This is a genomic window from Marinobacter sp., from assembly GCF_041595835.1.
Classification (GTDB): domain Bacteria; phylum Pseudomonadota; class Gammaproteobacteria; order Pseudomonadales; family Oleiphilaceae; genus Marinobacter.
Map to the genome: position 1 here is coordinate 1 of NZ_JBFHJO010000022.1, position 24417 is coordinate 24417.

Annotated in this window: 21 protein-coding genes; 6 read left to right on the forward strand and 15 right to left on the reverse strand. The window is 51.9% G+C overall.

The features are described 5' to 3' along the window. Window positions 1-159: 159 nt before the first annotated feature. From ABYA77_RS08995 to ABYA77_RS09015, 5 genes are read right to left on the reverse strand one after another with little or no spacing between them, the layout of a single operon-like run. On the reverse strand, window positions 160-1104 hold the full coding sequence (locus ABYA77_RS08995; RefSeq protein WP_372965622.1) for an ROK family protein: 945 nt from the start codon (window positions 1102-1104) through the stop codon (window positions 160-162). 32 nt (window positions 1105-1136) lie between these two features. Beyond that, window positions 1137-1481 (reverse strand): YdbL family protein, encoded by a 345-nt coding sequence (locus ABYA77_RS09000; protein ID WP_372965623.1) that lies wholly within the window; start codon window positions 1479-1481, stop codon window positions 1137-1139. Between the two features lie 41 nt (window positions 1482-1522). Then, the gene (locus tag ABYA77_RS09005; RefSeq protein WP_372965656.1) at window positions 1523-1696 is read right to left on the reverse strand and encodes a YnbE family lipoprotein; all 174 of its coding nucleotides are present in this window, start codon (window positions 1694-1696) and stop codon (window positions 1523-1525) included. Between the two features lie 38 nt (window positions 1697-1734). Further along, window positions 1735-3273: a YdbH domain-containing protein gene (locus ABYA77_RS09010; protein ID WP_372965624.1), complete on the reverse strand. Its 1539-nt coding sequence runs from the start codon at window positions 3271-3273 to the stop codon at window positions 1735-1737. Beyond that, window positions 3274-5457, reverse strand: a complete 2184-nt coding sequence (locus tag ABYA77_RS09015; protein ID WP_372965625.1) for a putative bifunctional diguanylate cyclase/phosphodiesterase — start codon at window positions 5455-5457, stop codon at window positions 3274-3276. A gap of 233 nt (window positions 5458-5690) precedes the next feature. On the opposite strand from ABYA77_RS09015, the gene dusA reads away from it, so the two are divergent. From dusA to ABYA77_RS09040, 5 genes are all read left to right on the forward strand, one after another. Then, on the forward strand, window positions 5691-6713 hold the full coding sequence (gene dusA / locus ABYA77_RS09020) for a tRNA dihydrouridine(20/20a) synthase DusA (RefSeq protein WP_372965626.1): 1023 nt from the start codon (window positions 5691-5693) through the stop codon (window positions 6711-6713). A 118-nt stretch (window positions 6714-6831) separates the two neighbouring features. Next, window positions 6832-7797, forward strand: coding sequence for a transaldolase (gene tal / locus ABYA77_RS09025; protein ID WP_372965627.1), 966 nt, complete (start codon window positions 6832-6834; stop codon window positions 7795-7797). A gap of 29 nt (window positions 7798-7826) precedes the next feature. Further along, window positions 7827-8276, forward strand: coding sequence for a TerB family tellurite resistance protein (locus ABYA77_RS09030; RefSeq protein ID WP_372965628.1), 450 nt, complete (start codon window positions 7827-7829; stop codon window positions 8274-8276). 14 nt (window positions 8277-8290) lie between these two features. Beyond that, a complete protein-coding gene (locus tag ABYA77_RS09035; protein WP_372965629.1) occupies window positions 8291-9418 on the forward strand; it encodes a 3-deoxy-7-phosphoheptulonate synthase in 1128 nt (375 codons plus the stop codon). Then, entirely contained in the window at window positions 9415-10185 is a 771-nt protein-coding gene (locus ABYA77_RS09040) for a glycerophosphodiester phosphodiesterase (RefSeq protein ID WP_372965630.1), read from the forward strand. The genes ABYA77_RS09035 and ABYA77_RS09040 overlap by 4 nt, the downstream gene beginning before the upstream one ends. A 28-nt stretch (window positions 10186-10213) precedes the next feature. Here the strand turns inward: ABYA77_RS09040 and sthA are convergent, their stop codons facing one another. The 10 genes from sthA to ABYA77_RS09090 form a co-directional block, all read right to left on the reverse strand. Further along, the gene (gene sthA, locus ABYA77_RS09045) at window positions 10214-11605 is read right to left on the reverse strand and encodes a Si-specific NAD(P)(+) transhydrogenase (RefSeq protein ID WP_372965631.1); all 1392 of its coding nucleotides are present in this window, start codon (window positions 11603-11605) and stop codon (window positions 10214-10216) included. 71 nt (window positions 11606-11676) lie between these two features. Next, entirely contained in the window at window positions 11677-11919 is a 243-nt protein-coding gene (gene nqrM, locus ABYA77_RS09050; protein ID WP_372965632.1) for a (Na+)-NQR maturation NqrM, read from the reverse strand. A gap of 11 nt (window positions 11920-11930) precedes the next feature. After that, entirely contained in the window at window positions 11931-12980 is a 1050-nt protein-coding gene (locus ABYA77_RS09055) for an FAD:protein FMN transferase (protein ID WP_372965633.1), read from the reverse strand. Window positions 12981-12989: 9 nt separating this feature from the next. Next, on the reverse strand, window positions 12990-14216 hold the full coding sequence (gene nqrF, locus ABYA77_RS09060; RefSeq protein ID WP_372965634.1) for an NADH:ubiquinone reductase (Na(+)-transporting) subunit F: 1227 nt from the start codon (window positions 14214-14216) through the stop codon (window positions 12990-12992). 37 nt (window positions 14217-14253) lie between these two features. Continuing rightward, a complete protein-coding gene (gene nqrE / locus ABYA77_RS09065) occupies window positions 14254-14862 on the reverse strand; it encodes an NADH:ubiquinone reductase (Na(+)-transporting) subunit E (protein WP_372965635.1) in 609 nt (202 codons plus the stop codon). After that, entirely contained in the window at window positions 14862-15527 is a 666-nt protein-coding gene (locus tag ABYA77_RS09070) for an NADH:ubiquinone reductase (Na(+)-transporting) subunit D (protein WP_372965636.1), read from the reverse strand. The genes nqrE and ABYA77_RS09070 overlap by 1 nt, the downstream gene beginning before the upstream one ends. Before the next feature lie 2 nt (window positions 15528-15529). Then, window positions 15530-16333 carry a Na(+)-translocating NADH-quinone reductase subunit C gene (locus tag ABYA77_RS09075; RefSeq protein WP_372965637.1) on the reverse strand — a complete coding sequence of 268 codons (804 nt, stop codon included), beginning with the start codon at window positions 16331-16333 and terminating at the stop codon, window positions 15530-15532. Further along, entirely contained in the window at window positions 16326-17534 is a 1209-nt protein-coding gene (locus tag ABYA77_RS09080) for an NADH:ubiquinone reductase (Na(+)-transporting) subunit B (RefSeq protein WP_372965638.1), read from the reverse strand. The genes ABYA77_RS09075 and ABYA77_RS09080 overlap by 8 nt, the downstream gene beginning before the upstream one ends. A 3-nt stretch (window positions 17535-17537) precedes the next feature. Then, the gene (locus tag ABYA77_RS09085; protein ID WP_372965639.1) at window positions 17538-18884 is read right to left on the reverse strand and encodes a Na(+)-translocating NADH-quinone reductase subunit A; all 1347 of its coding nucleotides are present in this window, start codon (window positions 18882-18884) and stop codon (window positions 17538-17540) included. A 320-nt stretch (window positions 18885-19204) separates the two neighbouring features. Then, window positions 19205-20674, reverse strand: a complete 1470-nt coding sequence (locus ABYA77_RS09090; RefSeq protein ID WP_372965640.1) for a glyceraldehyde-3-phosphate dehydrogenase — start codon at window positions 20672-20674, stop codon at window positions 19205-19207. 184 nt (window positions 20675-20858) lie between these two features. On the opposite strand from ABYA77_RS09090, the gene mfd reads away from it, so the two are divergent. Beyond that, window positions 20859-24392 carry a transcription-repair coupling factor gene (gene mfd, locus ABYA77_RS09095; protein ID WP_372965641.1) on the forward strand — a complete coding sequence of 1178 codons (3534 nt, stop codon included), beginning with the start codon at window positions 20859-20861 and terminating at the stop codon, window positions 24390-24392. The last annotated feature ends 25 nt before the right edge of the window (window positions 24393-24417 follow it).

Genomic DNA, 24417 nt, shown 5'->3' on the forward strand with positions numbered 1-24417 from the left:
GACAGATAGAGGAAGAAGGCACCAAGAAGCGGATTCTGGATAGTTTTCGTGGGAGGCCGAATGAGGGGAGCGTAGAGCGCAGCCCACTAAAAAAACAGCAGACTCATTTACAAGCATAACCGCAACCTGCGGCCGAGGCAGATGGATCCTGTTAATTTTTTATATGGGCTGCGTTAAATCTGTAGACTGCCCCAACCAGGCAGCCCCCCTCACCCCGCTAGAATCACCATGAGCAGCCTTAACGATGGGCGTTCCGAATTCGCCTCCGAATACATACGTTTTCAACCTTGGCGGCAGTTCTCGGTATATTTGTTCAGCATTACTCATGCCTCCACCCAACACGATGATGTCTGGATCCAGCACGTTGATAACAACCGCCAACCCGCGGGCTAGGTGATCAACGTATTGATTGAAAGTTTCCGTGGCTTCTTTGTTGCCTTTGCGGGCGTTTTCGGTGATGTCTTTAGCCGACAAATTCTGGCCATTCAGAAGTAAGTGAGTGAATGACAGACCAGTGCCAGACAAGAACGTTTCGTTGCAACCAAAGCTGCCACAGAAGCAGGGGCGACGTTCCAGTTCGATTTGTGGGGTCCAGGCTAGCGGGTTGTGGCCCCACTCCCCGGCAACGCCGTTGGGGCCAGTGAGGATCTGGCCATTGACACTGATTCCCGCTCCGCAGCCAGTACCCAGTATGGCTGCAAAGACGACGTTGTGGCCTTTACCGGCACCGTCTGTCGCTTCGGAAAGTGCCAGGCAGTTGGCGTCATTAGTGAGGGTAATGGGCCTTTGCAGTAAAGTGCTCAGATCGTCTTGCATAGGTTGGCCATTCAGCCAGGTGGAGTTGCCGTTTTTCACCCTGCACGTAATACCGGACACACTGCCTGGTATGCCTATGCCCACAGGTAAACCGCTGACCCCTGCCTTGGATTCCGCAGTTAGCACCAGCGAATGGATGGTTTCCAGGGTGGCACCGTAGTCTCCGGCCGGAGTCGGCACCCGTCGCCTGAAATACTCACGACTTTGCCGATCCATCAAAATGACTTCGGTTTTGGTACCACCAAGGTCAATACCAATAAGCCAGTCACCGTGCATATAGCTCCCCATTCTAATGCAGCCTTCAGTATAAGGAGCTGGTCCTATTTCTTTACCCACCGGCCATCAATCAATACGAACTGTCCGCTAGGCGTTATTTCGATCGCTTTCTTGCCAGCAACGGTTTCTACCTGAGTTACCGGGATAGCGTGCTTTTCTGCAATGCGAGTATATTCATCCCGACGGGCACTATTGATAGCATCCACCACTTCTCGGGTATCGCCTTCAGCCCGAACAACCCCCAGATAACCGGTTGGAGTTTCACCCACTAAACCCTGCTGTTTTGCGGCTTCCAGTTTCTGCTTGGCGTCACTCAAACTCATGCCGAATGCTGGAACAGCCATGGCTATCGTTAACAGTACCGCACTTAGTTGTTTCAGTCGTTTCATTGTTAACCCCTTTATTCAGCCTTTGGATTGTCTGAGCTCATTCAGAACAAACCTTTTTCGCTGAACAGTTCGTCCACTTCTTTATCCACTTTTACGTAGATTTCATGTTGGATTTTCACGTTCAGGTTTACGGTTATCGGCTCTTTAGGTGCTGCCATTTGCACCGTTGGTGTGCAGGCAAAGAGCGCGAACGACAGCATGGTTACCATCAGCATTCGTGGCACAAGCAGCCGACGCAGCCGCGACACTTTGATCATGGCATTGCCTCCTGTTCAGTTTGTTGCAGCCGCTGTCGAACTCGTTCAGTTACGGCTTCGTTGACCCTGCCACTCAACTGGAGGCTGGTTAACAGGGCGGGGATATCTTCTTCAATATTGAGGTTAACGACTATGGGTTGCCCGTTTTCGGCTCCGGCTTCTTTACCTTCCAGCCTCAGGCCCAACGCCAACCGCCCCTCATTATCGTAGTCTACCGTGCTCTTGAGTACCGAGTATTGAAAGTTTTGCAAAGCTTTCACGACTGGCTCCACCTCATGACGACTACCCAGCATGGCTTGCAGGCGTTCGGAGGGTAATCGCAGAATTCCACCAGGGACAGCGGCCTCAATTTGGCCCTGCACCACTGCCAGACCAGCCACGCCCAGCGAAACCGGAATGCGGGCCGTAAGCTTGCCGCTTCCAGACACCCCTTCTGCGGGATACACCTGCAGCAACTCAGCTAAGGATACGTCATAGGCGTCAATCGGAAGTCCCCAGGGCTGTTCAGACAGATCAATCGTTCGTGGCGCTATTCGTAAACGACCTCCCAGAAACTCAGCGGTTGCCTGTTGGATATTGAGCTCGCCAGCAAGCAAACCGCTCTGGGACGCCCGGTAATCGGCCAAAAAACTAACCGGCCCAATGCCAATGCCGGAGTTGATCTTGCCGATGCTCAGGTCACTGACTCGGGCCGTAAGCACGTTATTTTCCAAGCTGACCCATAGCTGGCCATTCAGCTCGGTCACCGCCGTACTGTTCATGAGACCATCAACACTCTCAAAGCCGAACTGGCTATCCAGCGCCAATGGCGTATCTGGTTCAATTCGCAGTTTTGCTTCAGCTTGTATTTTACCTCCGCTGAACTCCAGCATTTCCGGCCAATTTGCCAGCGTAGCTGGCATGACCTCTTGAACGTTCTCACCGGTCAGGGTTATAGCAATGTGCGCTGCGAGGAACTCTCCTACTACACTTCTAATGATGGCATCCAGGACCAGGCCGGAGTGCGAACGTAATTGGCCATCGAGATTAAGGTCAGCCAGCGAGCCTTTGACTGCACCCGCGAATTCCCACCCCTGAGATTTAAATTGCGGGTGTTGCAGCTCAGCAACATGAATTCCAACCTTGCCGGTAACAGTGCTTCGTTCCGCCAGTGAACCGGTACCAGAGAAGTTTAGGGAGAGGGTGACACCACCCAGGTCCACTTGCACCTGATTCAGTTGCACCGCTGCAGCAGAGTCTTGAGCAATGCGTTCTGCATATAACCTGGAGCCAGATTTGAAATGAACGATCAGGTTCCGGTGATTTGCTTCCAGCGAGTGAACCACATCAGCCCGAGCCCCTGTCACTTGCCAGCCTTCGGAGTGAACATCTGGCAGCGCCAATACGATCTGGCCCCGTTGAAGAAAAAACGACCAGTCGATAGCCTGAACAGGCACAGAGGACAGTAAACCGACAATCAGAACAACGAGCCAGGGCCAGCGGCTCCATGACAAAGGGATGAGCCTGCCATAAACGCTGGCCCCACCCGTCGGCATTCAGATGCCCGGCAAGCAATTAGGCAAGTGAACGAGCTCTACCAGCGGGACCGGCCTGGAGAAATAGAAGCCCTGCAAGAAATTGCAACGGCGCTGGATCAGGTCTTTTTGCTGCGCCTGAGTTTCGACACCTTCAGCCACAACCTGCAAACCCAGGTGGTGGGCCATGGTGATAATACCCTCTACAATCGCAGCGTTTTCGCGGCCGGTTTCGATATCACCGATGAAACTGCGGTCTATTTTTACTTTGCTGATAGGCAGCTGGCGTAAGTAACTCAGACTTGAGAAACCTGTGCCAAAATCATCGATGGCAACTCGTACACCGAGATTCCGGAAGTTCTGTAACAGTTCGATGGCTTTTTCTGTACCCTCCATCAACAGGCCTTCAGTCACCTCCAGCTCCAAGAGGCAGGGGTTGAGATTGCCTTCCTCAAGCGTCTGGCTGACTTCTTCAAAGAACCCATTTCGGCGAAAATGGACCGGAGAGATGTTGACGGCAACGGTCAGGGGCTCAGAGCGGCCCTCGTTTATGGTATTCAGATCTTTACAGGCTTGGCGCAATACCCAGCGATCAATATCAATAATTTGGCCCGTCTGTTCTGCCAGCGGAATAAATACGCCCGGCGGCACCAGGCCTCGCTCAGGGTGTTGCCAACGCACCAAGGCTTCCAGTGCTTTCACTTCTCCAGTACGGGCGTCCACCAAGGGCTGGTAATAAAGCACCAACTGATCGTTTTCTACCGCATCCAGCAACTCGCGGCGCAGGGCAATGTGTTCACGTACCGAGGAACTGGCATCGCCTGCATACCATTCCCAGGTATTCCGCCCTTGAGCCTTGGCTTCACGCACAGCCACGTGCGCATGCTGAATCAGCTCCCCGGCTTTCTGGGAGGTGCCGCTACCAAAGGCTATGCCGATACTGGCACTGATATGCAAAACATGTTCACCGATCAGGAATGGACGGGAGAGTATACTCAATAAGCCTTCCGCGACCTGTAGCGTGTGCTCTTCTTTATCCTGCTCCATCAGCAGTACACCAAATTCGTCCCCTGCGAAACGAGCAAGGAAGCTCCCGGGCTCCAGCCCATCAGCCAGCCGGTTTGCTACAGCTTGAAGCAGCTGGTCACCAACGGCATGGCCAAGGCCATCGTTGATCGAGGCAAAACCATCGAGATTGACCAGCAGAACAGAAACGCGCCGCGCAGATAAGCGGTAGCCTTCAGCAAGGCGGGCTTCAAAACCAGTGCGGTTGGGCAAGCCGGTCAGGAGATCATGGGTGCGCTGGAAATGCAGTTTATGTTCATTCTCTTTCTGGAGAGTAATATCTCTTGCTATGCCGTACACCCCGACAATTTCGTCATCAACCACGATAGGGAGATTGGTGACCCCTACCCGGTACTTTTCGTTAAAAGCATTATAAGCGCCGATTTCATAGTTTTGAGGTATGCCTTGACACGCCTTCCTAAAGGCACGGTGACTCAAACTCAGGTCTTCCGGGTTTACAAATTGAGAGTAATGAAGCCCGAGAAGGTCTTTCTCAGAAAAACCACTGAGCCGCTCAACGCTTTCATTTGCGGCAACAAAACGCCCCTCAAGATCCAACTCATAAACAGCATCAGGATGATGGGTAAACAGAGACTGGTAACGTTGCTGATGAATTCTCAGAGCACGTTTGTCACGCTGATGGATGAGCGCCAGCGCCAGCAGCCCTGTTGCCCGCTGTATCAGCACCAACTGACGTTCATCAGGCTTACAGGGAGAGCGGTGGTACACGGCAAAGGTTCCCAGCAATTCACCGGCAGCATCCAGCACCGGACTAGACCAGCAGGCAGCCAGGCCTTCTTTCAATGCATAATCACGGTATGCAGCCCAACTCAGATCATCTGCAATACTTTCGGTAATGACAACGTCACGACAGAATGCAGCAGCACCGCATGTGCCCACCTCAGGACCAATTTTCACACGCTGCATGGCGGCCTTATAGTCCTCAGACAGACCATCGCCAGAGATCAGGCTGATGGTATCGTCAGCCTGGTCATACATCATAAAGGTAACCAGCGCTTCGGGCATCGGCTGGGCCACTATGCGGATAACGGCTGCCAGGATGTCCCTAAAGGGCTCATGATTGGAAATCATGTCCTGAATTTTCTGTTGATTTGCCAGTTCGGCAAGGATGCTGTTCATTCTACTGCCCGAAAGAAACGCGTTTTGATTTGAGACTATCCTCGGTGCAAGGAAGTTGCCAGGTGAAAAACCGCTAACGAGGCGGTTTGTCGCAAGACATCAGTATAGTAATTTTACCGGTTTATGACGTGCTCTGAAACACGGCACATCAATCTTTTAAGGAGATTCACTAGGCCACCAAAGCAAGTTTCCTGATAGAATCAGCAGCTCAAACGGGCCAGGTTGAGCAATAGATGAACATAGCTGAGTCTTTAGAATACACCATAGGAAAACCCTCCCGTCGTTTCTGCATTGCCCCCATGATGGACTGGACCACCCCCCACTTCCGGTATCTGGCACGCATCCTTAGTCGTCGCGCACTACTCTATACAGAAATGGTGACTACGGGTGCCCTGATTCACGGGGATACCCAGCGTTTTCTGCGCCACGACACTTCCGAATACCCGTTAGCGTTACAACTGGGAGGCAGCAATGCCAACGAACTCGCCGAATGCGCAAAGCTAGCTCAGCAGTTCGGCTTCAATGAAGTAAACCTGAATGTGGGTTGCCCCAGTGACAGGGTACAGAACAACCTGATTGGTGCCTGCCTGATGGAGCACCCGGACAAGGTTGCTGAGGGCGTGGCTGCGATGATTGAAGCCACAGATATACCGGTTACAGTAAAGCACCGGATTGGTATCAATGGCCGTGAATCCTGGGAAGAACTGTGCGAATTTATTGAGAAGGTGTCGGCCTCCGGCTGCCGTACGTTCATTGTTCATGCTCGCATTGCCATTCTTGAAGGGCTCAGCCCTAAAGAAAACCGCGACATTCCACCATTAAAATATGACTGGGTATACCGACTGAAACAGACATACCCTCACCTGGAAATCATCATTAACGGCGGAATCAAAACCATTTCAGAGTGTCACGACCATCTGCGCCATACTGACGGTGTAATGTTAGGACGAGAGGCTTACCATAACCCTTGGTTATTAACTGAAGTAGACACTGAATTTTTTGGTGAACCTGCGCCGGTTACCAGCCGCCATGAAGCGTTGCAGCAGATGTTCCCGTTCATCCAGCAGGAGCTGGACCGAGGTGTTTACCTCACACACATAACCCGGCACATCATGGGGCTGTTCCTCGGCATGCCCGGAGGCAGACAATTCCGCCGCCACCTGAGCGAAAACGCCAATAAGCCAGGAGCAGGCCTTGAAGTGATAGAGCAAGCGCTGGCGAAAGTGCAAAATCTGGAAGCCGTACAGGAAAACTGATTACCACAGACCTTTGGCTGTATTGTTCCTGTCGTACGCTGCCGCTATTGTATGGGTTACGAAGGTGTTCAGGAGCAGAAGACCTCAATAATAACTAACAACCGGGACGACAGTACGAATGACAAGTAAGCTGGACCAACTGAAAACCATGACCACTGTGGTAGCCGACACCGGTGACCTGGACGCTATTGCCCAATGGCGGCCGGAAGATGCGACCACAAACCCATCCCTGCTTCTGAAAGCTGCGGCCTCAGATGCATACCGCCCCATGCTGGATGACGCTGTCCTGCTGGCGACCAGGCAAGGCGGTTCGGCGGCAGAGCAACTGACACTTGCCACCGACATACTGGCAGTGCTGGCAGGAAAGGAAATTCTGAAACTCATTCCGGGTGTAGTTTCAACTGAAGTGGATGCACGCCTGTCCTTCGATACAGCCGCTACTCTGAAGCGTGCCCGTCGACTAGTAGAACTTTATGACCAGCAAGGTGTAGATACCAGCCGTGTATTGATCAAAATTGCAGCAACCTGGGAAGGCATTCTTGCAGCCGAACAACTTGAAAAAGAAGGTATTCGCTGCAACCTCACTCTGCTGTTTTCTTTTATACAGGCGGTGGCCTGCGCCCAAGCCGGCACACATCTGATTTCACCCTTTGTCGGTCGAATTCTTGATTGGCACCTGGCCAACACGGGCCGCGCTAATTACCCTGCCTCTGAAGACCCTGGCGTACAGTCCGTTACCCGCATCTACAATTTCTATAAGGCCAATGACTTCAATACGGTGGTGATGGGCGCCAGCTTTCGAAATACCGGTGAAATTGAAATGCTGGCCGGCTGTGACCGCCTGACCATCAGTCCTGTTCTGCTGCAAGAACTGAAAAACGATCATGGGCAACTGCCCCGTCGGCTGAGTGCCACAAACGCCGCAAGTGACGAGATCATAGGCCCCGTGGATGAAAAACTGTTCCGCTGGGAGTCGAATGAAGATGCCATGGCAACCGAAAAACTGGCCGAGGGTATTCGCCGATTTGCAGCAGACCAGATAGAGCTGGAAAACCGGGTAAAACAACTTGCCAGCGTTGCGTAATGTTTACCTGAACCCACAGTGGTCAATATATGATCGAACGCCTAAAAAAACTCTTTGAAGTCAGATCTGCAAAGCCGGTAGACGCCACACCGAACCAGTTGGCTGTGGCGGCTACGGCACTGATGGTTCAGCTGTCCCGTGTTGACAGCCACCAAGATGAAAACGAGCTGGAAACCATCTTGGATTGCGCTATCCAGGCTCACCAAATAACCCGGGAAGAAGCCAAAGACATTCTGGCAGATGCTCAGGCCCATGCCGAAGACGCCACGTCACTGTATGAGTTTACCGGGCAGATCAATGATCACTTCGACCAGATTCAGAAACAAGCCTTGCTCGAAAGCATGTGGCGTGTAGCCTTTGCAGATGGGCGTATCGACAAGTACGAAGAACACCTGATTCGTCGTATCGCAGATTTGCTTCATCTCAATCACCGTGAATTCATGCAGGCGCGGCACCGGGCGGAAGAACCCGCCAGTTAATTCGAGGAGACATCATGTTAGCCATTCTTCATGCCAACACAGCACTGGACAGCGAAGCCTACCGCCAAACCATGCACTATCTCGAAAACTTACCGGGTGTCAGCTTACGCGTACACGAAGTCCAGGGCGCAAGCCAGCGTTTGACGGAGATTTACCTGCTGGGTGACACCAAGCCTCTGGACAAGGAAGAAATTGAGGCTTTACCCGCTGTAGAACGGGCCATCCGTATTTCTGATGACTATCGGATTCTGGGCCGCCACAAAGACGACAGCCGCCAAAGTGGCTTCAGCTACAACGGCATTGAATTTAACCAGAACAACCTGAATGTCTTTGCCGGCCTGTGCGCTGTGGATGTGCCCGAGCATGTGGAAATCATGCTAAAAGCACTGGAGGACAATGGGCAGGTGTGCACCCGAATGGGTGCCTATAAGCCACGCACCAACCCATACTCATTCCAGGGCCACGGTAAAGGCTGTCTGCCCTGGGTATTTGAGAAAGCGGGCAAACATGGCGTAAAAGTAGTCGCCATGGAGATTACTCATGAAAGCCATATCGAGGAAATCGATACCTGCCTGGAGAAGCTTGGGCGGCCAACCGGCGTCATGTTGCAGGTGGGCACCCGAAATACCCAGAACTTTGAACTCCTGAAAGCCATCGGTCGACAAAAAACCTACCCGGTATTGCTGAAACGGGGTTTTGGTATCACCCTGAATGAATCCCTGAATGCAGCCGAGTATTTGGCCAGCGAAGGCAACGCGAACGTCATTTTCTGCTTGCGCGGCATGAAAACCGAAGCCGGCCAACCGCACCGAAACATGGTCGATTTCGCCCACGTGCCTGCGGTAAAACGCCTTACCCGCATGCCGGTGTGTGTTGACCCGTCTCACTCTGTGGGCACCCGCCAAGGTGCACCCGACGGCATTCTCGATGTCATGCATGCAACAGCCCAAGGTGTAATTGCCGGGGCCAATATGGTACTGGTGGACTTCCACCCAAAACCAGAAAAAGCCTTGGTAGACGGGCCTCAGGCTTTGCTGATGGACGAACTGCCAGCATATCTTGAAGACATCCAGCTATGCCACGATACCTGGAAAAAGCGCCAGGCCATTTATAAACGCCTGAAGGATAACACTACAGAATGATCATTTATGGTCACCGGGGAGCTAAAGGTGAGGCTCCCGAAAACACGATGCCTGGATTTATACATGCCTACCGGCAGGGTGTGCGACATTTCGAACTTGATTTGGTGCTATCGAAAGATGGTACGCCAGTGCTGATACACGATCTGACGGTAGACCGCACAACCAGTCAAAGGGGCAATGTCGGCAGCTACACCGCGGCCGAACTCAATGCTATGGACGCCAGACGCAATACCAGCGAATGGCCAAGACCGACCGGCATTCCTGCCCTTGAGACACTACTTGATCAGTTCAGTGACCTCGAACACTTACAACTGGAAGTAAAAAAGGATACTCGTTCCCGACTGAATATCCTATGCAATCGAATAACTGAAATTATCCAGCGCCGCAATATGTATCTGACCGCCGCCATTACCTCAACCGACCCCTGGTTTCTGAGGGAAATCCGCCGCCGGGATAAAAATATTCGGATAGGACTGGTCGCTGAGCGCAAGTTTCCGAAACCACTTAACCTGGCAACGTCGCTAGGCTGCGAATATTTCTGCGCAAACTGGAAAATACTTAACAAACACACCGTCGACATGGCTCACAAACGCAACATGCATGTGTCTACCTGGACGGTAAACCGCATTCACGACATGCTCAAAATGGAAGAAATGGGGGTAGACAGCATTATCACAGACTATCCGACCAGTACCCGGATGTACTTTGACAACCGTGCAATGTCGCTGCTGAACCTGCCAACAAGAGACACCAGACAACCAGAGTGATTTCTGAGTGTCTGGTGCAAGGCCTGAATCAGAAGATCCGATTCAGGCCATTCAGTGCGGCTACCCGGTAGGCTTCAGCCATCGTTGGGTAGTTAAAGGTTGTGTTAATAAAGTAGTTCAGGGAATTTGCCTCCCCTTTCTGATTCATAATAGCCTGGCCGATATGAACGATTTCTGCCGCTTGGTCACCAAAGCAGTGGATACCCAGAATTTCCCGCGTTTCCCTGTGGAACAGCAGCTTCAGCATACCCACGGCTTCACCAGTGATCTGTGCACGAGCCAGGTCTTTAAAAAACGCCTGCCCCACATCATAAGGTACTTTGGCTTCCGTCAGCTCACGCTCAGTTTTACCAACTGAACTGATTTCAGGAATGGTATAAATACCCGTTGGCACATCATCCACAAACCGGAAGTATTCATCCTGCACGATATCGGCAGACGCAGAGCGTCCCTGATCGTAAGCAGCACTTGCCAGACTTGGCCAACCGATAACATCGCCCACTGCGTAAATGTGCCCAAGTTCTGTACGGTAGTGGTCGTCTACCGCCAGCTGGCCACGACTATTCGGCTCAAGACCAATTTTATCCAGACCCAGATTTTCAGTATTGCCGCTACGACCATTACACCACAAAAAGGCATCTGCACGGATTTTCTTGCCGGATTGAAGCGTAAGGACCACACCATGATCATCACCTTTTACCGTTTCGTACTGCTCGTTGTGACGAACCAGCACCCCGTTGTTGCGCAGGTGATAGCTAAGCGCATCGGAGATTTCGTCATCAAGAAACGACAACAAACGGTTGCCAGGGTTGATCAAATCAACTTTTACTCCAAGGCCGGCAAAGATAGACGCATATTCAGAACCGATAACACCCGCGCCATAAATAATAAGCGTCCGCGGCGTATGGGACAGATTCAGAATTGAGTCTGAGTTGTAAATCCTATGGTGGCGAAAATCCACATCAGACGGAAGGTAAGGCCGGGAACCGGTCGCCACAATCGCCTGCTTGAAATGGATGGTTTCAACAGATTTATTGCCACGGATTACAAGCCGGTTCTGATCCAGAAAAGATGCGCGACCATTGATCAAGTCTACCCGGTTACGAGAGTAAAACTGGGTGCGCAGCTTAACCTGCTTTCCAATAACCTTCTGGGCATTTTGCAGAACGCGCGGGAAGGAAAACCAACGAGGCTCACCAATGTCCCGGAACATCTGATTGGTATTGAAGGTGATGATCTGCTTAACAGAATGACGCAACGCTTTGGACGGAATGGTCCCCCAATGAGTGCAGTTGCCCCCAACAGTCGGTTTATCTTCAATGATCGCAACACGCTGATTGTGCTTCGCCGCGTTCATTGCCGCCCCTTCACCGGAGGGGCCGGCGCCGATAACAACAACGTCGTAATGATGCTCTGCCATGCGCGCAGTGTCTCCTTATCTACGTCTCGTGAGCGTAGCTTTAGTTATTGAATGTGTGCGATCACTTGCACCTATTTGTCCGTTTTCGTGGCGTCGTAAGCCAGATCTTCGGCTTTAACCGGCTCAGTAGAATCAGCGCGGCTTTCTTCGCACTTCTGGGTATTACCACCACAAATCTCACAGGAAGAACTGATGCCCAGTGCACCAATGCCACCACAAGTACCACTGATTGGCTTACGGCCAAAAATAACGCCGACCGACATGCCGACCATCAGCAATACCACAATAAATAAAACCAAAAGAAAGGTACTCATAACGGCCCCCTTTACTGGACAATATAAGAAGAAAAAGCCGGCGAGCTATGCACCTCAAAACCGGCTTCACCCCTTACAATAAAATACGCAGGAATATTCTCCCGGGTAGCCAGGCCCATAGCCCGGTCAAAACCCATAACGTTAAAGGCCGTTGCCAGCGCATCGGCTGTCATACAGTCGTCTGAAATCACCGTAACGGATGCTAACTGATGACTGATAGGCCTTCCTGTATCTGGATCAATTGTATGTGAATATCGCTGCCCTTCCGATTCGTAATAGTTACGATAGTCACCAGACGTGGCCATCGACCGGTTATCCAGGGCAACAATTTTATTCACTTGCCGAGCCTGTTCAGAAGGAGTTTCTACTGCCAGCCGCCAAATAGCTCCGTCAGGCTTCCGACCACGAGTGCGAACCTCACCACCTATTTCAACAAGGTAGGCCTGAATACCCTCAGTGTCGAGGTACCGGGCGACCACATCAACACCATACCCCTTAGCAATACCCGACAAGTCAATATACTGAGGTTTCTTGCTCCGGATAGAGCGTGTTTCAGCATCAAGCTCCAGAAACTCCCAGCCCGTCACTTCTAACAAGTCAGCCAACGCCTCCTCTGGAGGAGTAGTTTTAGGCCGGGCATCAGGACCAAAACCCCAGAGATTCACAACCGGCCCAACCGTTACATCAAATGCACCGCCTGTGAATGCAGACACATCCTGTGCCCTGCTAATCACTTCGAATAGCGGTGCCGATAACGCTGTCCAGCTGGACTGGTCCTGCTTGTGATTAAGCATGGACAGTTCAGAGTCCTGCTTCCAGGTTGACATCGCATTATCGACGCGCTCCAACTCGGACCTGATACCATGGGCCAAGATCTTCAGCTTTGCATCGTCTTGTGGCAAAACGACGTTGATGTGATAGGTCGTGCCGAAGATCCCTCCTGAGATCTCCCAGACTTTTTCTTCTTCCTGAAACGAGCAACCCGCCAGGGCAGCTACAGCCAGCGTCATAATGACGCTGGCCACAACCACCCTGACGGGTCTATACATACGGGATGTCATCAGAGCTAATTAACCCCCAAAGTCATCCAGCATGATGTTTTCGTCTTCTACACCAAGATCTTTCAACATCTTGATCACAGACGCGTTCATGATTGGGGGCCCACACATGTAGAACTCACAATCTTCCGGCGCCGGATGGTCCTTCAGATAGTTCTCGTACAACACGTTGTGAATAAAGCCCGTTGGGCCTTCCCAATTGTCCGTAGGCAATGCATCAGACAATGCCACATGCCACTCAAAGTTTTCGTTTTCTGCAGCCAGACCGTCAAAGTCTTCCACATAAAACATTTCACGAACACTACGGGCACCGTACCAGAAGCTGATCTTCCGTTTGGTTTTGAGACGCTTGAGCTGATCGAAGATGTGAGAGCGCATCGGCGCCATCCCCGCACCGCCACCAATGAATACCATTTCAGCGTCAGTCTTCTTAGCGAAGAATTCACCAAATGGCCCCATCACGGTGACCTTGTCACCTGGTTTCAGGTTGAACACGTAGCTCGACATGATTCCTGGCGGATAATCTGTTCCAGGAGGCGGCGTAGCGATACGAATATTAAACTTCAGAAGACCTTTTTCTTCCGGGTAGTTCGCCATGGAATACGCCCGGATAGTGTCCTCTTTGTTAATTGCCTTATAGCGCCAGATGTCGTGCTTATCCCAGTCTTCGTGAAACTCTTCTTCGATATCGAAATTCTTGTAATCGATTTCGTAAGGAGGACACTCCAGCTGGACATAACCACCGGCGCGGAAGTCTACTTCTTCACCTTCTGGCAACTTCAGAACCAGTTCTTTAATGAAGGTAGCCACGTTGTGGTTAGATATCACCTCGCACTCCCACTTCTTCACGCCAAAGAACTCTTCTGGCACTTCGATCTTCATATCCTGCTTAACAGGAACCTGACACGACAGGCGCCAGCCTTCTTTCTCTTCGCGGTTGGTGAAGTGAGTTTTTTCAGTTGGCAGCATGGCGCCGCCGCCTTCCAGAACTTTACACTTACATTGGGCGCAGGTACCGCCGCCTCCGCAAGCTGAAGACAGGAAAATACCGTTGTTTGCCAAGGTGCCCAACAGCTTTCCACCGGCTTCCGTTTTCACGGTATGTTCCGGGTCGTCATTGATTTCGATGGTCACATCACCGGTGCTTACCAGTTTGGATCTCGCCGCGAGGATGACCGCAACAAGCGCCAGAACGATAACGGTGAACATGACCACGCCGAGTATTATTTCTGTATACATGGTCTCGCCTTTTCGTTAAACCGAATCACCGGGTGAATTACAGGGAAATCCCTGAAAAGGACATGAAGCCAAGGGACATCAAACCAACAGTGATGAAGGTGATTCCCAAGCCGCGCAGGCCTTCCGGAACATCGCTGTACTTCAGCTTTTCACGGATACCAGCCAGAGCAACAATGGCCAAAGCCCAGCCCACACCGGCACCGAAGCCGTAAACCACACTTTCACTAAAGGTGTAGTCACGCTCTACCATGAACAGTGCCGCACCCATAATGGCGCAGTTCACCGTGATCAACGGAAGAAATACCCCAAGTGCGGAGTAAAGTGACGGTATGTATTTGTCCAGAATCATTTCCATGATCTGAACAATGGCTGCAATTACGCCAATGTAGGTGATCAAACCCAGGAAACTGAGGTCCACTTCAGGCAGGCCAGCCCAAGCCAGCGCACCTTCGCGAAGAATGTTATTGTAAATCAGATTGTTAACCGGAACGGTCAACGTCAGGACAACAATAACCGCAATACCAAGCCCCGTCGCAGCTTCAATTTTCTTGGAAATGGCAAGGAAGGTACACATACCCAAGAAGAACGCCAGCGCCATGTTCTCAATGAAGATGGCCTTGAGAAGCAGGCTGATATAGTGCTCCATCAGAAGGCCTCCTTATGAGTGTGGCGGGACATTTTATAGTCCGGCTCTTCGACTTGCTCCGGCATCCAGGTACGCAGTCCCCAGATTGCCAAACCAATAATGAAGAAAGCACTCGGTGGTAACAGCAGCAGGCCGTTAGTGATATACCAACCACCCTCGTTAACCGGAGTCAGCAAAGTGACACCGAACAGAGAGCCAGCGCCCAGCAGTTCGCGGAAGAACGCCACGAACAGCAGCATAACGGAGTAGCCCATACCGTTACCAATACCATCCAGGAAACTCAGCCAAGGGCCGTTTTTCATAGCGAAACCTTCGGCGCGCCCCATAACAATACAGTTGGTAATGATCAGACCAACGAATACCGACAACTGCTTGCTGATTTCGTAAGCATAGGCTTTGAGGATCTGATCAACCACGATTACCAGTGAGGCGATAATGGTCATCTGAACGATGATCCGGATGCTTCCCGGGATCTGAGTACGAACCAAAGATACAGCCAGGTTGGAAAACGCGGTAACCGCGGTAACCGACAAGCACATAACAATGGTGACGTTCATGCTTGTGGTTACCGCAAGCGCAGAACAAATACCGAGGATCTGCAACCCAATCGGGTTATTACTGAATATCGGTTCGAAAAGAACCTGTTTGGCGGTTGTTTCAGCCATGATCAGACCTCCCCTTCACGAAGTTTCTTGAGGAACCGCGCATAACCCCGGTCACCCATCCAGTAGTTGACCAGTCGCTCAACCCCACGGCTGGTCAACGTTGCACCGGAAAGCGCATCAACCTTATGTTCTTTATCCTTTGCATCGGCACCCACACCGCCTTTGACCAGCTGGATCAGAGGCTCTGTTGGTTCATCACCGTACAGTTCTTTGCCAACCCACTGCTGTTTCCAGCGAGGGTTATCCACTTCACCCCCCAAACCTGGTGTTTCAGCATGAGCGTAAAAGCCAAGACCTTCTATCGTGTTCAGGTCACCTTCCAATGACATGAAACCATACAAGGTAGACCAAAGGCCGTAACCGTGAACAGGCAGTACCACACGAACCAGCTTGCCGTTCTCGCTCAGGGTATAAACCTTTGCAACGTTCGGACGACGCTTGATTCCAGCTTGGTCTTCGGCTGACGGAATGACCGTGCCCATGGCTGGATCAGAGGCAGCCTTGTACATGTCGTACTTCATGGGATCTTCAACGCCAACAACAGACGGCTCAACAAAATCTCCGGTATCAAGATCTACCAGGCGAACGTCAAACAACTCGAAGTCTTTCTCGATTTTGTCAGCGCTTGAGCCAGCTTCCAGCATGCCAGCAGCGGCGAGAATGTTGGATTTGATATCCAGGTCCTGGTTTTTTACCTGCGCAGGGCGCAATACCACCGCGGCGGTGGAAACCACCACGGAGAACACGATGCTCAGTACCAGGGCAACAAGTATGGTTCTGGAGACAGTTTCTTTAGCTTTAGCCACGAGCGAGCCTCCGTTTAACGTTGGCCTGAACCACGTAGTGGTCCATCAGCGGAGCAAAAAGGTTAGCAAACAAAATCGCCAACATGATGCCTTCCGGGAATGCCGGGTTAACGACCCGGATAAGAACCGTCATCACACCGACCAGAATACCGAAGCACCAACGACCTGTATTGGTCATCGCCGCAGAAACCGGATCAGTTGCCATGAACATCATACCGAAGGCAAAGCCACCCATAACCAGATGCCAATGCGGTGGTACAGCGAACATATTATTGGTTTCAGAGCCAATCAGATTCAGCAGCAAGGACATAGCAATCATGCCAATCAGCACGCCGCCAACAATACGATAGCTGGCGATTTTCATGGCAAGAAGAATCAAACCACCAATCAGAATAGCAAGAGTGGAGGTTTCACCCATGGAGCCTTGAATGGTGCCGATGAACGCATTCATCCAACCAATATCATTGATCAGCACTTCCATGCCGTCGCTGGCAGCCACACTCAGAGCGGTTGCGCCACTGAACCCATCAATAGCCGTCCACACGGTGTCGCCGGAAATCTGGGCCGGGTATGCGAAGTACAGGAATGCCCGACCGGTCAGCGCAGGGTTCAGGAAGTTTTTACCTGTACCACCAAACACCTCTTTACCAATAACGACACCAAAGGTGATACCCAGAGCCACCTGCCAAAGAGGAATAGTGGGAGGGCAAATCAACGCAAACAAGATAGAGGTAACAAAGAAGCCTTCGTTCACTTCGTGACGACGCACGGTTGCAAACAGCACTTCCCAGAAACCACCCACAATGAAGGTCACCGCGTACACCGGGATGAAGTAAGCCATACCGTATACGAAGTTGTCCCACAATCCAGCCCCTGCGCCTGTATCAGCGAGAGCTTGAATAAATGCGGTACGCAGACCACCATCACCAACCATGGCGTCCGGGTTAGAGGCAAGGAAACCATTAGCCTGAAAGCCAATATTCCACATACCAAAGAACATCGCCGGGAAGGCACACAACCACACTGTAATCATGATGCGCTTCAGATCAACGCCATCACGCACATGTGAAGTTGTAGAAGTTACCGAACTGGGCGTATAGAAAATAGTATCGGCAGCTTCGTACAGAGCGTACCAGCGCTCGTACTTACCGCCTTTTTCAAAGTGGTGCTCGATTCCATCGAGATACTTTCTGATAGACATCGTTTAGCCCTCGATCTCGATTCGGGTCAGGTTCTCACGGAGAATCGGACCGTATTCATATTTACCTGGGCACACGAAGGTGCACAGCGCGAGATCTTCTTCATCCAATTCCAGAGCGCCCAGCTTCTGAGCTGCTTCCGTATCACCAACAATCAGCGAACGCAGTAGCTGAGTAGGCAGAATATCCAGCGGCATAACCTGTTCATAGGCTCCAACAGGAACCATTGCCCGCTCACTACCGTTAGTTGTGGTCGTGAAGTCGAACAGTTTGCCTCCGGTCAGCTTGGACAAATAGATATTCAACACAGAGAACTTGTTCAGCCCCGGACTCAGCCAGCCCAGGAAGTGCCGCTTATGGCCCTCTTCCAGAACCGAAACCTGATTAGCAAAACGACCGAGGTAAGCACAGGGGCCATCACCACGACGTCCACCAAATACCGAACCGGAAATAGCACGAACCTCACAGTCAGTTGCCACTTCACCATCCAACAGGTCTACCAGGCTGGCACCCAGACGGGTACGAACGAGACGTGGTTTTAACGCTTTCGGGCCACCAATCGCCACAATGCGTTCAGCCGGCACCTCGCCGGTCTCAAACAGCTTCGCGATGTCGATCACGTCCTGGTAATTAATCGACCAAACGGTCTTGGTAGCTGACACAGGATCCAGGTGATGTATATGGGTACCCACGTTCCCTGCCGGATGCACACCGTCAAACTGGTGCACTTCGATATTACCGGCCTTAGGCACAGCCACATTAGCGCCCGGCTTTCCGGTAACAAACACCTTGCCGTTAGTGAGACGGGAGATGATAGTCAGGCCCTTTTCAAAAGCCTTACTGTTCTCGCCAATGATCACTGCAGGGTCCGCCGCTAGCGGATTGGTGTCCATTACGGAAACGAAGATGGAATTCGGAGTAGAGTCAATTGTAGGAACCTTGCTGAACGGCCGGGTGCGGAAAGCTGTCCACAGGCCAGATTCAACCAGGTTATCGACTACCTGCTGGCGCTCCAGGCCGGCGAGATCCGAATCATTGTAGCGAGCGTAACTTTCCGCCTCGTCACCATCGATTTCGATGACAACCGACTGGAATACTCGACGCTCACCGCGATTGACTTCTTTCACAATACCGGCAGCCGGTGAAGTGTAACGAACGCCCTCGGTCTTCTTGTCCGTGAACAGCAGCGTACCGCGCTTAACACGGTCTCCCTCTTTCACAGCCATTGTCGGCTTCATGCCGTGGTAGTCAAAACCGATAAGCGCAACATGGCGAATCGGTTTGCCTTCCGTAATGGTCTGTTCGGGAGCGCCGCTGATGGGAAGATCCAGGCCTTTCTTGATCTTGATCATTAGCCTCATCCAATCATCAGAAACTATTCTGTGGATTCTTAACGCCCGCCCCCCTGGCCCAGACTTTCTACCCAAACGATCCAAAAAAACGCTTTTTTGGATCCACATGCCGGCGCGATTGCTACGCCCAACACTTAATTCGGGATAGAGAAGAGAAACAAGGGGCAAGACATACCCAAAATCGCGCCAATTATAGAGATTAAGGAAACCTATTTCCACCGGTAACCAAAATGCTTTTGTCACTCAAAAGTACGAAAAAACCCCGGCAACTCACGTTACCGGGGTTTCTCTCACCTTCTCTTCCGAGATGACCTACGACTTTAGTCGCGCGTGCGCTTCGGGAAAATCGGGTAATCAACTCCAGCCATCTGGTTAACACAACGGATAACCTGAGCACTGTAGCCAAACTCATTGTCATACCATACGTAGAGGATCAGGCGTTTGCCATTAGCAATGGTAGCCTGAGCATCGACAACACCGGCATGGCGGGAGCCCACAAAGTCGGTAGAAACCACTTCCGGAGAGTTCACGAAGTCGATCTGTTTCTGCAGTTCGGAATGCAGAGCCATATCGCGCAGATAATCATTAACCTTTTCCACATCCACATCGGATTTCAGGTTCAGGTTCAGAATAGCCATGGACACGTTCGGAGTCGGAACACGAATCGCATTACCGCTCAGTTTGCCTTTCAGTTCAGGGAGAGCCTTAGCGACAGCCTTGGCAGCACCAGTCTCAGTGATAACCATATTCAGCGCAGCACTACGCCCACGACGACTACCTTTGTGGTAGTTATCGATCAGGTTCTGGTCATTGGTGTAGGAATGAACAGTCTCAACATGACCGTCTTCAATACCGTACTCGTCATTGATCGCCTTCAGCACTGGTGTAATAGCATTAGTAGTACACGAAGCCGCAGACAGGATCTTGTCGTCGTCAGTGATCCAGTCGTTGTTGATACCATACACAATATTCTTGATATCGCCCTTACCCGGCGCAGTCAGAATTACCCGGCTAACACCTTTGGATTTAAGGTGCAGCCCCAGACCGGCCTCGTCACGCCAGATACCGGTATTATCCACAACAATAGCGTTGTCGATGCCGTACTCAGTGTAGTCCACCTGATCCGGGCCACCAGAGTAGATCACTTTAATAAAGTTACCGTTAGCGATCAGGGCAGAGTTCTCTTCGTCAACGGTGATAGAACCGTTAAATGGCCCGTGCACAGAATCGCGGCGAAGCAGGCTGGCACGCTTTTCCAGATCGTTTTCAGCACCGCCCTGACGAACCACAATGGCACGCAGACGCAAATTATTACCGCCACCGGCTTTCTCAATCAGAATACGGGCAAGCAGACGACCAATACGACCAAAGCCATACAGGACCACATCCTTGGTTTCGTTGTTAGCGTCTTGCTCAGACTGAGCTTCGTACTGACCAACAACCGGACCAATCTCACGCTTCAGAAATTCAACAAGGTCTCCACCTTCTTCCTTGAACTTAACCGCGAGTTTACCGATATCCACATGGGCACGACCCAGATTCAGCTTATCCATTTCCCGCAGAATCGGCATAGTGTCATGAACAGACAGCTCGCTGTTTTCAACCTGGCGAACAAAACGGTGAGCGCGAAGAATATCAATCACAGACTGATTAATGATCGCCCGACCGTAAACAGACGTAACCACGTTGTTCTTGCGGTAAAGACGGCCGATCAGCGGAATCATGGCTTCCGCGGTGGACTCTCTTTCAGTCCAGTTGGACAGGCACTGGTTGATCTTGTCGTGACTCACGGTAGAAACCTCGTTTAGCACAGGGGAATAATTTAAGGCGCACATTATCCAACTTAACTGGCCTTACGGCAAATAGGTTTCTGTATCCGCTTTATTTGCTCCGGCCATGACACTACAACCCTCCGGCGCTAGAATATCGCCGTTCCGATTCCCAGAAGTGCCAACTCAGGAGATCTCCCAGCCCATGCCTCAAGGTTCAGCCCACTTTACCTGCAACGAAATGCTGATCGCGCCAGAGGCACCGGCAAAACCCGCAGACCACAGAAAGTGGGGGCAACTTCCTGGCTGCAGTGAGGCCCTGGCTATCTGCGAAAGCGCCCGGGCCCACAAAGGGCTGACGCTGGTGGTCACCCAGAGCACCGACGAAGCGATCCGCCTGGAGCAGGCCATTCGCTTTTTCCTCAATCTTCCACCAGAGGAAGATGGCGCCACAACGAATGACGACGGCATTGAGCTCTTATCACTACCGGATTGGGAAACCCTGCCCTACGACCTGTTTTCGCCACATCAGGACATTACCTCCCGGCGCATCCGGACCCTGCACCGCTTGCCTTCCACTAATCACGGCATTCTGGTTGTCCCTGCACGCACTCTGATGCACCGGCTGGCGCCACCGAGTTACCTGCAAGGCAACACCCTGCTTCTGAAAACCGGCCAGACGCTGAACATTGAAAACTGGCGCATGCAGCTTGAGGCCGCCGGTTATCATCATACAGAGAACGTCTACGAACATGGCGAATACGCTGTCCGGGGCGCAATTCTGGATATATACCCCATGGGCTCTAACCTGCCCTACCGGATTGATTTGTTCGACGATGAAATCGAGACACTGAGAACCTTTGACCCGGAAACCCAGCGCTCCATAGAGCGCACAGAACAGATTGAGCTGCTGCCAGCTCACGAATTTCCCTGGCACAAAGAGGCACGCTCAGGCTTCCGAAACCGGTGGTTCGAATACTTCCCAAACTCAGACAAAGACTCACCGGTTTACCAGGACGTATCCAATGGCATTACGCCGCCAGGCATCGAGTATTATTTACCACTATTCTTTGACGAAACCGCGACCCTGTTCGACTACCTGCCGGCGTCTACCCTCGTTTTTACAGCGGATGGTCTGAATGACGCAGTTCAGGCTTTTGATGCAGAAACCCGCGCAAGACATGAAGACCGTCGACACGACCGGTTGCGCCCAATCCTTCCGCCAACCGAACTTTTTCTGCAGCAAGACGAAGTATTTGGGCAACTCAAACATTATCCCAGAATTACCTGCACATCCGAGCCAGTATCCGGTGCTGGCAGTTCAGACTGCAAGGCGAGCGCTCTGCCAGACATCGCAATGGATGGCCGGTCAGCCGACCCCGCCGGCAGGCTGAAACGCTTCATCAAAGAATTCCCGGGGCGCATATTGATCTGCGCAGAATCATCCGGGCGCAGGGAAGCATTGATTGAAAATCTGGGTGACCACCAACTTAAACTGAGAACCGTCTCGAACTGGCGGGAGTTTTTGGAACAGGCAGAGAGCCCCCTGGCAGTCACCATCGGCTCAATGGAACAAGGCATGGTGCTGCCTGAACGAAACCTGGCACTGATCACCGAAACAGCTCTATTCGGCGAACGGGTTCTTCAACGACGGCGCCGGGACCAAGCAACAGAAGTTGATGATCACGGTTACCGTGACCTCTCAGAACTTCGGATCGGCTCACCAGTTGTGCACATTGATCATGGTGTTGGTCGCTACAAAGGACTTGAAACCATTAGTGCCGGGGGCGAGTCCAACGAATTCCTGACACTGGAATATGCGGGTGGCTCCAAACTATATGTACCAGTTTCAAGCCTGCACCTGATCTCTCGCTATGCCGGTGCTGATGAAGAGCACGCCCCATTGCACAAACTGGGCACCGACAGGTGGAGCAATGCCAAACAGAAAGCACTGGAAAAAATCCGCGATACAGCGGCCGAACTGCTGGATGTCTACGCTCGCAGGGAAGCCAGAAAGGGCTTCCAGTTCGAAGACCCAAAAGAAGCCTATCGCGCCTTCGCAGCCGGTTTCCCATTTGAAGAAACCCCTGACCAACAGGTGGCCATCCAGTCTGTCTTCGAGGACATGACAAGCGAACAGCCTATGGATCGTCTGGTCTGTGGTGATGTGGGCTTCGGCAAAACTGAAGTAGCCATGCGTGCGGCCTTTCTGGCCACCTGGTCAGGAAAACAGGTAGCCGTACTAGTCCCCACGACCTTGTTAGCACAACAACACTACGAGTCCTTCAGGGACCGGTTCTCAGAGACCCCCGTCTCGATAGAACTACTCAGCCGTTTCCGCAACAGCACCCAGACCAGCAAAGCCATGGCCGCCATTGAAGAAGGTCAGGCCGACATTGTCATTGGCACCCACAAACTGCTTCAGGGTAACGTGAAATTCAAAAATCTGGGCTTGGTGATTATCGACGAAGAACACCGGTTTGGTGTTCAGCAAAAAGAAGCATTGAAATCTCTTCGTGCGGAAGTCGACATGCTAAACCTCACAGCCACGCCGATCCCCCGAACCCTGAACATGGCCATGGGCCACTTACGAGACCTATCCATTATTGCAACGCCACCAGCACGCCGACTTTCGGTGAAAACCTTTGTCCGGCAGAGGGATGACGCCATGGTCAAAGAAGCCATTCTGCGGGAGATCTTGCGGGGTGGGCAGGTGTATTTCCTGCACAACGATGTATCCACCATTGAAAAAACTGCCGAAGACCTTCGCCTGCTGATCCCGGAAGCTCGGGTGGGCGTTGCCCATGGGCAAATGCGTGAGCGGCAACTAGAGCAGATTATGTCGGATTTCTACCATAAACGATTCAATGTACTGGTCTGTACAACCATCATTGAAACAGGCATCGACATACCCAGCGCCAATACCATTGTTATTGAAAGAGCTGATAAGTTTGGCCTCGCACAGCTGCACCAACTTAGAGGTCGGGTCGGCCGCTCGCATCACCAGGCCTACGCCTATCTTCTGACGCCACCACCCAAAAGCATTTCAACCGATGCCCGAAAACGGCTTGATGCAATTTCGGAGGCCCAGGACCTGGGCGCAGGTTTCATGCTGGCCACACACGATCTCGAAATTCGTGGTGCAGGTGAGCTTTTGGGTGAAGAACAAAGTGGCCAAATTGAAAGTATCGGCTTCACGCTATATATGCAGTTGCTGGATGAAGCCGTTAAAGCCATTCGAGAAGGCCGCACACCCAACGCGGATCTTCCGCTGAGCCATGGCACCGACATCAATTTACGCATTCCGGCTCTAATCCCTGACGACTACCTGCCAGACGTTCACAACCGCCTGATGCTCTACAAACGCATTGCCAGCGTAAAAAACGAAGCCGCATTAAAAGAACTTCAGGTTGAGATGATTGACCGCTTCGGATTATTACCCCTACCGGCCAAAAATCTGATACGCCAAACTCAGTTAAGATTGATGGCGGAAGCTCTGGGCATTGTCAAAGTGGACGCGGGCAAGGAATGGGTGCGCCTGGAATTTGGAGCCAGCACGCCGGTTGACCCACTGACACTGGTTAAAAAAGTGCAATCTGCCCCGGACACCTACCGGCTTGAAGGCGCCAACAGTTTCCGCTTCCGGCTGAATGATGACTCAACCAATGGTAAACTCGACGCCATCGCAGCCATGCTTACGGAACTTGGGCCAAAAGAGAAAAAAGCCAAAGCCTCCTGAGCCAATCTGATTAAGCCGGAGTGAC